General features: G+C 63.2%; 12 protein-coding genes. 11 read left to right on the top strand and 1 reads right to left on the bottom strand.

What is annotated here, in order from left to right:
- Positions 1-141 precede the first annotated feature (141 nt).
- The 8 genes from tnpA (at position 142) to ACIQ67_RS17785 (ending at position 5,941) form a co-directional block, all read left to right on the top strand.
- Entirely contained in the window at positions 142-543 is a 402-nt protein-coding gene (tnpA, locus tag ACIQ67_RS17820; RefSeq protein ID WP_397535722.1) for an IS66-like element accessory protein TnpA, read from the top strand.
- Positions 540-878: an IS66 family insertion sequence element accessory protein TnpB gene (tnpB, locus tag ACIQ67_RS17815; RefSeq protein ID WP_397535721.1), complete on the top strand. Its 339-nt coding sequence runs from the start codon at positions 540-542 to the stop codon at positions 876-878. The genes tnpA and tnpB overlap by 4 nt, the downstream gene beginning before the upstream one ends.
- 79 nt (positions 879-957) lie before the next feature.
- Positions 958-2,655: an IS66 family transposase gene (gene tnpC / locus ACIQ67_RS17810; protein WP_397535720.1), complete on the top strand. Its 1,698-nt coding sequence runs from the start codon at positions 958-960 to the stop codon at positions 2,653-2,655.
- Positions 2,652-2,870, top strand: a complete 219-nt coding sequence (locus ACIQ67_RS17805; RefSeq protein WP_397535719.1) for a hypothetical protein — start codon at positions 2,652-2,654, stop codon at positions 2,868-2,870. The genes tnpC and ACIQ67_RS17805 overlap by 4 nt, the downstream gene beginning before the upstream one ends.
- Before the next feature lie 682 nt (positions 2,871-3,552).
- Positions 3,553-3,891: a hypothetical protein gene (locus ACIQ67_RS17800; protein WP_397535718.1), complete on the top strand. Its 339-nt coding sequence runs from the start codon at positions 3,553-3,555 to the stop codon at positions 3,889-3,891.
- Between the two features lie 139 nt (positions 3,892-4,030).
- Entirely contained in the window at positions 4,031-4,654 is a 624-nt protein-coding gene (locus tag ACIQ67_RS17795; RefSeq protein WP_397535717.1) for an esterase/lipase family protein, read from the top strand.
- A gap of 116 nt (positions 4,655-4,770) precedes the next feature.
- Positions 4,771-5,358, top strand: coding sequence for a DJ-1/PfpI family protein (locus ACIQ67_RS17790; protein ID WP_397535716.1), 588 nt, complete (start codon positions 4,771-4,773; stop codon positions 5,356-5,358).
- The gene (locus tag ACIQ67_RS17785) at positions 5,351-5,941 is read left to right on the top strand and encodes a GNAT family N-acetyltransferase (RefSeq protein WP_397535715.1); all 591 of its coding nucleotides are present in this window, start codon (positions 5,351-5,353) and stop codon (positions 5,939-5,941) included. The genes ACIQ67_RS17790 and ACIQ67_RS17785 overlap by 8 nt, the downstream gene beginning before the upstream one ends.
- A 276-nt stretch (positions 5,942-6,217) precedes the next feature.
- Here the strand turns inward: ACIQ67_RS17785 and ACIQ67_RS17780 are convergent, their stop codons facing one another.
- On the bottom strand, positions 6,218-6,664 hold the full coding sequence (locus ACIQ67_RS17780) for a hypothetical protein (protein WP_397535714.1): 447 nt from the start codon (positions 6,662-6,664) through the stop codon (positions 6,218-6,220).
- 233 nt (positions 6,665-6,897) lie between these two features.
- Here ACIQ67_RS17780 and ACIQ67_RS17775 point away from each other — a divergent pair, with 233 nt between their 5' ends.
- From ACIQ67_RS17775 to ACIQ67_RS17765, 3 genes are all read left to right on the top strand, one after another.
- Positions 6,898-7,302, top strand: a complete 405-nt coding sequence (locus ACIQ67_RS17775) for a GFA family protein (protein WP_397535713.1) — start codon at positions 6,898-6,900, stop codon at positions 7,300-7,302.
- Between the two features lie 709 nt (positions 7,303-8,011).
- Positions 8,012-8,449 carry a hypothetical protein gene (locus ACIQ67_RS17770; RefSeq protein WP_397535712.1) on the top strand — a complete coding sequence of 146 codons (438 nt, stop codon included), beginning with the start codon at positions 8,012-8,014 and terminating at the stop codon, positions 8,447-8,449.
- A 319-nt stretch (positions 8,450-8,768) separates the two neighbouring features.
- Entirely contained in the window at positions 8,769-9,143 is a 375-nt protein-coding gene (locus ACIQ67_RS17765) for a DUF2784 family protein (RefSeq protein ID WP_397535711.1), read from the top strand.
- Positions 9,144-9,370 lie beyond the last annotated feature (227 nt).

Here is a 9,370-nt window from a genome sequence, read left to right as displayed (position 1 = left end):
AAGCTATGTGGACTGCTTCTCGCTGACAGTCCCAATTGCTGCCACCCAGGCTGAGTTCATCGTGAGCGTCCAGTCCGCCCATCTTGAAGACCGGTTATGCGCATAGGAGGCTCGTATCCACCTCAACCTCTTGGTGGACACGTGAACACTACTCCCGATCAACAAGCCGGCGCGCGCCAGCGGCGCCGCAAACACAGCGACGAGTTCAAGGCCGAAGCCGTGGCCTCGTGCATGCAGCACGGCATCTCGATAGCCGCCATTGCCATGGCCCGTGGCATCAACGCAAATCTCTTGCGCAGGTGGGTCCAAGAGGCGGAGATGAAGCCGGCGCGCGCCCCCCGCAACAGCATTGCTGTTCGCGAGGTCCCACCCGCGCAGCACAAGCCATCGTTCGTGCCCGTGAGTCTGCCTCCCCCTGCAGCTGCAGTCCCGCCTGCGGACATCCGCATCGAGCTGCATCGCGGAGACACGGCGATCACGGTGACCTGGCCGGCAAGCGCGGCCAGCGAGTGCGCGGCCTGGATGCGCGAGCTGCTCCGATGATCCGCATCGACGCCATGTGGCTGGCCGCCGAGCCCATCGACATGCGCGCCGGCGCCGACCGGCTGCTGGCGCGTGTGGTGCAAGTGTTCGGTGCCGCGCAGGCTCACCATGGCTACCTGTTCGCCAATGCCTCTGGCACGCGGATCAAGCTGCTGGTGCACGACGGCTTCGGCGTTTGGTGCGCCGCACGCCGCCTCAACGCCGGCCGCTTCGTCTGGCCTGTCGCGGCCAATGTGACGCCCTCTGTGTCACTGACGCCCGCGCAGTTCGATGCTCTGGTCCTGGGCTTGCCCTGGCAGCGGCTGCCCGAGCTGAGTCGCATCACGCGAGCGTGAACGATTGATGCACTTGCCAATCCGTTGACAGTGCATCTGCCGATGGGCGACATCGGCAAGCTCTGGCACGATGCCACGCATGCTCAGCATGCGTGGTCTTCCTCCCATCGATCCTCAGGGCCTCCCGCCCGAGGTGGCCGGACTGATCGCTCTGTTGCAGCAACAGGTGCAAGACCAGGCGCAGCAGCTGTCCGAGCGTGACCAAGCGCTGGCCCAGCGCGATGCGCTGCTGGTGCGCAAGGACCGCGAGATCGCGCTGCGCGAGGCCAAGATCGAGAAGATCAACTTCGAGCTGGCCCGCCTCAAGCGCTGGACCTACGGCGCGAAGTCCGAGGCCATGAGCGCCAACCAGCGGCGCCTGTTCGAGGAGACACTGGCCGAGGACGAGGCCGGCCTGCGCGAACAGCTCGACCGGCTGCGGCGTGAGGCAGAGGCTGCCGCAGCGGCGGCCGGTGCGCAGCTCAAGAAGCCGCCGCGTAAGCCTCGGCGCAATGCGTTCCCCGAGCACCTGCGCCGTGTCGAACACCGTCATGAGCCCGAGAGCACCGATTGCCAGGCGCTCGACTGCGGGCGCCCCATGAACCGCATTGGTGAGGACGTTACCGAGCGACTGGACATCGTGCCTGCCGAGTTCTTCGTGCACCGCCACGTCTACGGCAAGTGGGCGTGCCGGCACTGCCAGGTGCTCAAGCAGGCGCCGAGCGTGCCAGAGATCGTCGAAGGCGGCGTGGCTGCGAGCGGCCTGCTCGCGCACACGCTGATCAGCCGCTTCGTGGACCACCTGCCGTACTACCGGCAGGAGACCATCAACGCGCGCTCAGGCGTGCACACCCCACGCTCGACGCTGGCGGCGTTGGCTGGCCAAGCCGGCGCGGCACTGGAGCCGCTGTACGAGCTGCACAAGGACTTCATCCTCGAGTGCCGCGTCCTGCACGCCGACGAGACGCCGGTGGCCTTGCTGGACCCGGGCGCTGGCAAGACACGCAAGGCCTACGTGTGGGCCTACGCCAGGAGCTGGCACGACACGGTGCCGGGCGTGATCTACGAGTTCTGCCGAGGGCGCGGGGCCCAGTACCCGGTGGCGTTCCTGAATGGCGACGAGAAGCTGGGGCAGCGACGATGGCGTGGAACGCTGCTCACCGATCGCTACAACGCCTACGAGACCGTGGTGGACCCTCGCCTATACCCCGGCCGCACCAGTGCAGCGTGCGCAGCGCATGCTCGCCGGAACTTCGAAGAGCTCGCGCATGGCGGCAGCAGCCTTGTCGGCATGGATGCGGTGCGTCGGTTCGCGCGCATCTACGAGGTCGAGGGTGATCTCAAGGGCCTTGGCGATGAGGAGCGAAGCGCACAACGGCAGCGGCTCGCCAGGCCGCTGTGGGAGGAGTTGCGCCAATGGCTGGAGCTAGAGCGCCGGCTGGTCGCTGACGGCGGCGCTGCGGCCAAAGCCATCGACTACACGCTAGGCCATTGGATGGCCTTGACGAGGCATCTTGAGGACGGTGCGGTCGCGCTGGATAACAACCACCTCGAGCGGCAGATCAAGCCCTGGGCAATGGGACGCAAGGCGTGGCAGTTCGTGGGCAGCGAACTCGCGGGGCAGCGCGCCGCCATCGTGATGAGCCTGGTGCAGTCGGCTCGCATGAACGGGCATGACCCCTGGGCGTATCTGCGCGACGTGCTGCAGCGTCTGCCGACATTGCTCAACAGCCGACTCGATGAGCTGCTGCCGCATCGTTGGCAAGCCCGCGGCGAGTCGCCGAGCGTCGTATCGTGAACAACCTGGAAGCCCTGATCGAGGATGGTGGCGAGATATCACTCGGTCGGGAAGATGGCTACCCCTTCGTAGCCATCGCGACTGACGAAGACGTTGTCGCCATGCTCGTCCGTCGCGAAGGTGAGACGCTGACCGCGCTACTGCGACGGCTTGATCGTGCCGTGGGTAAATACTTCGAAAACGGCCAAGTCATCGACGAGGTCTACGACCTCTGACCCATGACGTCCTGCGCGTCAAGATGGTCGGACCAGACGCTCACAGTTCATCGAAGCCTTCTACACATCCAGGCTCTTCAAGACCGAGCGCTTCATTCTTCGCCTGCTTGCAGGAAAGGGATCAAGCGACGAGCAAGCCGCTGAACTTGCCGCTGGAAGCGGAACTTCGTTCGCTGTGTGGCAAGTCACCGAACGTACTGCAAGCGAAATACTGCTCACAGACGAAGCCGGCCGCACAAGCTCGTGGCTGATGGCTCTGCCGGACGCCACTTCAGGAGTCTTGAGCACACGCCTGTTCTTCGGCTCCGCCATCAAGCCCAGACGAGCAAGCCCAGCTGGCGGCCCGCCGCAGTTTGGTCGCCTGTTTCATGCACTGCTTGGGCTTCACGAGCTGTATTCCAGGCGGCTTCTTGAAGCGGCAGCACACAGACTTGCGGCAACAGCCGCTGCAGCTGCGCGCGGTGGCACCTGAGCCTTCGCTGAAGCGCAGCACCAAGGGCAGGCCGCCTGGCCTGGGCTGGCGGTAAGCGGCACATGTTCGCCAGCCCGGGCCTGGCCTCCACCCGTGGTCGCGCGCTGGCCTGGAACCTTGGGCTTGCCTATGTTCGCTGGCGAACAGATGTTGAGGCGTCTGTACCCGAGCATTGCGCGTCATGCGCCAGGCACGGCAAGAAGGATTGACATGCAGCGGATCCCACTGACAGAGGCCCCATCCCCCTTGCTTGGCCAGGAGTGCTGGCGCAAGCGTTCAGATTGCGCGGAACAACAAGTGATGGTGCCGCTGCGAGAACTGTTGACCGAGCGCTTCCTTGCCCGATGCAGTCGCTTCAGCAACTTGGAGTCCTTCCTTGCGGCCGGTGGCATTCAGCAAGCCGATTTGCTTGAGCTGGATTCGAACACCGCCAGACGCTGGGATCTCTTTGTTCGAGGGAGTTCGGGCTACCCCGACTGGAGCACCATGCTGAAGGAAGCAGGATCAGAGTGGGTGATCGGCCGCCTTGGGGTCATCATCGACGCCTGACCCCTCGCGCAGCACCGCACCTGCTAAGGCAGGCCATCTTGGCCCGGCCTGAGGTACAAGCTACATTCCCCCAGCCCGGGCCACGGCGTTCTATCTCTGTGGCTCGGTTGGCTCGAATGTCAGACCGCATCAGGCACCCATGCTTGTCCTCTACGTCCACGGAATGGGTCGGTCACCGTTGTCGGGATGGCCGATGCTTCGCCGCCTGCGCCAGGCGGGGCTCAGGACCTCTGTGTTTGGCTACGTGGCCGCGTTGGAGTCGTTTGACTCCATCGTTCGTCGGCTTCGCAAGCACATCGAGCACATCGCCAGGCAGGGCCCGTATGCCGTCGCTGGGCACTCCCTCGGAGGCGTTCTGTTGCGCGCAGCGCTAGCGGGCATGCCGGCCGGCACGTTGCAGCCCAAGCATGTCTTCCTCATCGGCTCGCCGGTGTCCAGCGCTCGCCTCGCCGTCAAGCTGAAGTCTCGCTGGGTCTTCAAGCTCTTGGCTGGCGATTGTGGCCAGTTGCTCGCCGCGCCAGAGCGCATGTCCACTGTTTCAGGGCCCCAAGTGCCTACCACTGCAATTGTTGGCGTGGCGGGTCTTAGGGGGCGTCTCTCGCCGTTTGGGGATGAACTCAACGACGGTGTTGTTTCCGATTCCGAGGTCAGCGCAAGCTGGATCAGTGCCAAGGTGGAATTGCGGCAGTTGCATACCTTCCTGCCCGCGAGTGCGTCGGTTGCAGACATCATCGTCCGCAGCTGCGCAAGGGATACGGACTAAGCCCTCGATCAAGCGGAGCACCAACGGCGCGCCGTCTGGCCCGCGCAGCCCTGCCGTTTGTCGGCAGCCTCGCGGGCCTGGCGGCACACTGCATGCTCCCACGTCGCGAGAAAGTTATGCATCGTAAAGTCGCCGTTCTTCTCTACCCAGGCTGCGTGTTCTTTGAAGTGGCGCTTGCCCTGGAGATCTTGGCGCGCCGATCGTCAGTGGCCTTCTACACACCTGATGGTCTCGCGCACCAGGCATCCAACGGCGCGACCCTCCAGGTGGCGGGCAGCTACGGCGATCTCGAACGCACTCAGCTTGACTGTGTCTTGGTTCCGGGTGGCGATCCCGCCTCGATCATTCCCGGAGGTCTTGCCGCTGCCTGCCTGCACGCTCAACGCGCCGGCGGTGCCCTCATCGGGGCGATCTGTGCCGGGGCTCTCGTTCTTGCAAGTGCGGGCCTGCTTCGAGGTGTCCGCGCCACTCACAACTACACGCCCGAACACGCAAGCCCGGAAGCCGTAGAGTTCACCCAGCACTTCTGGGAGGGAAGCCAGTATGTGCGCGCGGACCTCGTCTCAGACCGCGGCATCATCACAGCCCAGCCCTGGGCTTACGCAAAGTTTGCCGCGGCGATTTCAGAAGCAGTTGGGGCGTTGTCCGCGCCGCAGGCAGCCGCACTCACCGCCTCTCATGCCTTCTCGTACGACGATGCCTAAACCCTCCATCGAGGCGACAGCGAACGGCGAACAACAGTTTGGCCCTTTGCCAACGGTTGTGCCGCCGCTGGCCGCGCCCCATGTCCAACTCCGGACAGAGAACGACATACCGATGCATGTTTACCTTGAGTCGCCAAGACAGGCGGAGGTCATCGAGCTGATTGCTGAGCTCGATGCGTTTCAGGACGCGCTGTATCCTCCCGAGGCTCGGTACGCACTCGACCTGGTGAGCCTGGAGCAAGAGAACGTGTTGTTCGCCGTTGCACGAGACAGCGCCGGCGTTGCCATGGGTTGTGGCGCGGTGGTGCTCCAAAGCGGAACTGGAGAGGTCAAGCGCATGTTTGTCCGCCCATCTTGCCGCGCACACGGAGCCGCGGCAGCCATCCTGGCCACACTTGAGAGCGAGGCCCTCTCTCGTGGCTGTCGTCTGCTCCAACTTGAAACCGGGCCCTACCAGCATGCGGCCCTGGCTTTCTACAAGAAGCATGGCTTTGAAGTCCGTTGCGCATTCGGTAGCTATCCAGAGCACCCGCTGAGTGTGTTCAGGCAGAAGTCTCTAGGGGGCGAGCGCTGTGCGGTCTAAGCGGCCGCTTCAACTCGAACCGCCGGCCTCGCGATGAACGCATGGGTACACGAAGAACTGCGCTTCCTGCTTGGCCGACCGCAGGTCCTTGATCCCGATAGAGGCCTAAGCCCTCGCTCCAGTCGAACCCCAGCCGGGCGGGGGAACCAGGCTCGAGTCGGCGGTGTGCGGTGAACTCCGCCAACTCGGGTCTGGCGTGCTGCTGGGGTCGCCCGCGTGGCCAAAGCGCTCGGCCTCGCAATGGGCGGCGAGGCCCTGTCCGTGGCAGATCATGCATCACTCACTGCTGAGGTTTCCCGCCGCCGCCTCCGCCTGGCGTTGCTGTTCAATCCACTGCGAACCCGCGCGAAGCTTCTTCGCAAGTGGCGACTTAGGATCAATGACTCGCCAGAACGGCGCAAGCTCCGTGACGGACTTGCCGGAAATGAATTCGTCCCAGGCAGCCTCAGCAACTGTCCTCAGGAAGATCGACGTTGACACCGGACAGGTGGCATCAGCGTTATGAAACGTGGCGAGTTCCCGGCGCACCTGCTGAATCTCTTTCGTTGTGCCAGCCGGGACATGCTTGCGCAGGTACTCTTCCAACTCGAGCGGGCAAGAGATCAGCAGTCGGGAGCCAGCAGCAATGCCAGCGAAGTCCTTGTCCAGTGTCACCGTATGCGGCGGCTTCGCCTTTCGCTTTTCGGCCCATGTCTTCGCACTTCGCGGCATTTCAAGCTCCAAGAGTAGAGTCAGGTCGGCATTGTTCAGCCCCCAGGCGCCAGTGCAAATAATCCCCGTACAAACCCTAGCGTGTGCAACTGCGGCGAGGCCTAAGCATTTGCTGGACGGACCTATTGCGGCGTGCGGCCATAAGCCGCTCATGTCATTCCGGGCCACTGGCCATACGGCGCAACTGTCCTGATAGCTCGAGCGACAGGCGTCGCAATCACCACCATCTCTTCTCTGTCCTTGCAATGAGCACCAAGTACTACGAAGGCGGCTGCATCTGTGGCGCTATCCGATTCCGGGTCACAGGCGTGCCGGCCAAGCCCCATACGTGTTCATGCGAAAGCTGCCGCAAGCACTCAGGTGCTCTCACCCTTGCATGGGTGGAATTCCCCGCGCAGAACGTCGAGTGGGTCGGTCCGGGTGGCAAGCCTTCAAGCTGGCGCTCGTCTTCTTACTCCAGCCGGGTCTTCTGCAGTTCGTGTGGCAGCACCATCGGCGCGATCGACGACGAGCCAACCATCGCCATCGCCACAGGTGCGCTCGACAAGCCGCACCTGAAGGAGTTCGCTCCAAGGTATCACTCCTATGTTTCTCGTCGCCCGCGCTGGTGGCACCTGCACTCGGACCACGAGTCCGGCGGCAAAGCGTGATAAGGGCGCGTAGGCCTCATGAAACAACGCTGCGCCGTCCTCCTGCTGATTTCGGCGGCAGCTTCGGCTTCCGCACAGTCTCTGTGCAGGCCCTCAGAGCAGGTCGTCTTCGCTTGTCCCACCAAGCCGGGCAAGCTGATCTCACTTTGCTTGGCCGGCCAGGCCCTGACTTACCGCTACGGTACGAAAGCCAAGGTCGAACTTGAGCACGCAGCTTGGGGCCCGGGCAAGGCGGATGCGTTCAAGTACTTCCACTACGTCCGAGCGGGTACGTACAGAAGCTCGGTTGGGTTTGAGACACCGGACGCAAGCTACGAGGTCTTCTCCCACGACGAGGCGCCAGCCCAAGCGGAATCCGGCGTGCGAGTCACACTGAAAGCTGGCAGTCACACGGCAAGCTATCGCTGCGCAAAGCCTCCTGAAGCGCGGTGGTTTCTGCTCGATGGCAAGGTGGCGTGTTCGGATGAGGCCATGAACTCCTGTACTCCACCCCCGCCGCGATGACGCCTGGCCGCTTGCTTAATCGGGGCTTTGAGCGCTATCCATGCAGGCCCAAGCGGTGACAGCGAAAACTGCTGCGGTGTTTCCCAGATGCTCTACGGAATCCAAGCTAGGCTATCCTTGCAGTGGATTGCCTGCCGAGGCCGGTAAAGTCCGGCGTTATGGCACACGGAATCCACCTCTTCGTCCTGACACCAAGCAAGCTCATATGAAACAACTGATCGTCCTTCTTGCCGCATTGATCGCAATGTCAACCGGCGCTGCCGCTAACCCTCAAGTCGATGCGCTCGGCAAGTGCGTCGCCGAGAATTCATCCGGTAAGGATCGCAAGGATTTGGCCCGTTGGCTGTTTGTTGCGATGTCTGCGCACTCCGAGATGAAGGCGATCTCTTCGGTCTCCGCCAATGTCACCGACGATGTCTCGCGCACTGCTGGAACGTTGTTCACGCGCCTGCTTGCGGACGCGTGCGCCACGCAGGCCCGCGCAGCGATTCAGGTCGCTGGATCGACCGCAATCCAATCCGCCTTCTCAGTTCTTGGCCAACTTGCGATGCAAGAGCTCATGACGGACAAGGACGTGGCGGCCACCATGGGTGTGCTTGAGCGCTATCTTGATCGGCAGAAGCTTGAGGCGCTCAATCGGTAACCTTGCAGCCTGCCCTTGCTCAACCGTAGCGGCTCGGGCCGTTTGAGCTGAGGCCTTTCCGGCAATGAGTTGGCAGGTGAGTGCTCACGCCAAGTGGGCACGTGTCCGAGGCCAAAGGGCTGAGTTGGCCTTGAGCCTGTTCGAACACGCGTGCTTTCCATACCCGGCCCTTGGCGATTGGCCGTGAGCTGTGATCTGCCTCGACTGAGCCGACACCGATAACATCACGCCGGAATTCGCCGCCTGGGTGTCGGCGCATGAATGACGTCGGCATTGCCGCCGCACCCAATCATCTGTTCCTCTAGGACAGGATCTGGAAATGGATGCTGCACAGGCCGCTTGGCTTGCGAAACTGGTCGCGATAGCACATGCGACCCTTGTCGGCGTGACGATGTATGGCGTCGTGGGCGTACTGCTGGGCCGATTCTCCAGGGCCAGTCTCAAGCGCCCCTTCGCCTGGATCTTCATCGGGGCCTGTGTGCTGCAGCTGAGCTCGTATGCCCTCTTCAGCGAGTGTCTTCTGACCCGCTGGGAGAAGGAGCTTCTGGAGCTTGCAGGCTCTCCCCATACCTATACCGGGACCTTTCTGCAGCGGTTCATCCCGGATCTGCCAGACAGCGTGGCTCATACAGGCATCCCGCTCATCGTTCTGGCGATATTCATTGGGCTCCTGTTGCAGATCTTTCGGCGCTAAGGCACCTGCTGACCCGCCTGCGCTGTTTGCAGGCAAGCGGCGCATGGCAGAGCGGGTGCTGAGCTCCGCACTGACATCGCTGCGGCTGCGCAGCCCATGCACGGCGGCATTCGCCCCTTCGTGGGTGTCGGTGCTTGGAGCTGGCGCGCGATCCATCGTCGATTCCAGCCCTTGAGCGTGCAGTCCGCGGCCCGCGGCTGCTCTGCTTATCATCCGGCCCGCCGGCC

Source organism: Roseateles sp., assembly GCF_044373315.1.
Taxonomy (GTDB): domain Bacteria; phylum Pseudomonadota; class Gammaproteobacteria; order Burkholderiales; family Burkholderiaceae_C; genus JACDQM01.
Note: the sequence above shows the minus strand (reverse complement) of the source record. Positions and strands in the feature narration are given on the sequence as shown.

Bases quoted from the DNA above. Each gene is read 5' to 3' on its own strand.
- tnpB (WP_397535721.1), top strand. From the start codon at position 540: ATGATCCGCATCGACGCCATGTGGCTGGCCGCCGAGCCCATCGACATG.
- tnpC (WP_397535720.1), top strand. From the start codon at position 958: ATGCTCAGCATGCGTGGTCTTCCTCCCATCGATCCTCAGGGCCTCCCG.
- ACIQ67_RS17800 (WP_397535718.1), top strand. From the start codon at position 3,553: ATGCAGCGGATCCCACTGACAGAGGCCCCATCCCCCTTGCTTGGCCAG.
- ACIQ67_RS17795 (WP_397535717.1), top strand. From the start codon at position 4,031: ATGCTTGTCCTCTACGTCCACGGAATGGGTCGGTCACCGTTGTCGGGA.
- ACIQ67_RS17790 (WP_397535716.1), top strand. From the start codon at position 4,771: ATGCATCGTAAAGTCGCCGTTCTTCTCTACCCAGGCTGCGTGTTCTTT.
- ACIQ67_RS17785 (WP_397535715.1), top strand. From the start codon at position 5,351: ATGCCTAAACCCTCCATCGAGGCGACAGCGAACGGCGAACAACAGTTT.
- ACIQ67_RS17775 (WP_397535713.1), top strand. From the start codon at position 6,898: ATGAGCACCAAGTACTACGAAGGCGGCTGCATCTGTGGCGCTATCCGA.
- ACIQ67_RS17770 (WP_397535712.1), top strand. From the start codon at position 8,012: ATGAAACAACTGATCGTCCTTCTTGCCGCATTGATCGCAATGTCAACC.
- ACIQ67_RS17765 (WP_397535711.1), top strand. From the start codon at position 8,769: ATGGATGCTGCACAGGCCGCTTGGCTTGCGAAACTGGTCGCGATAGCA.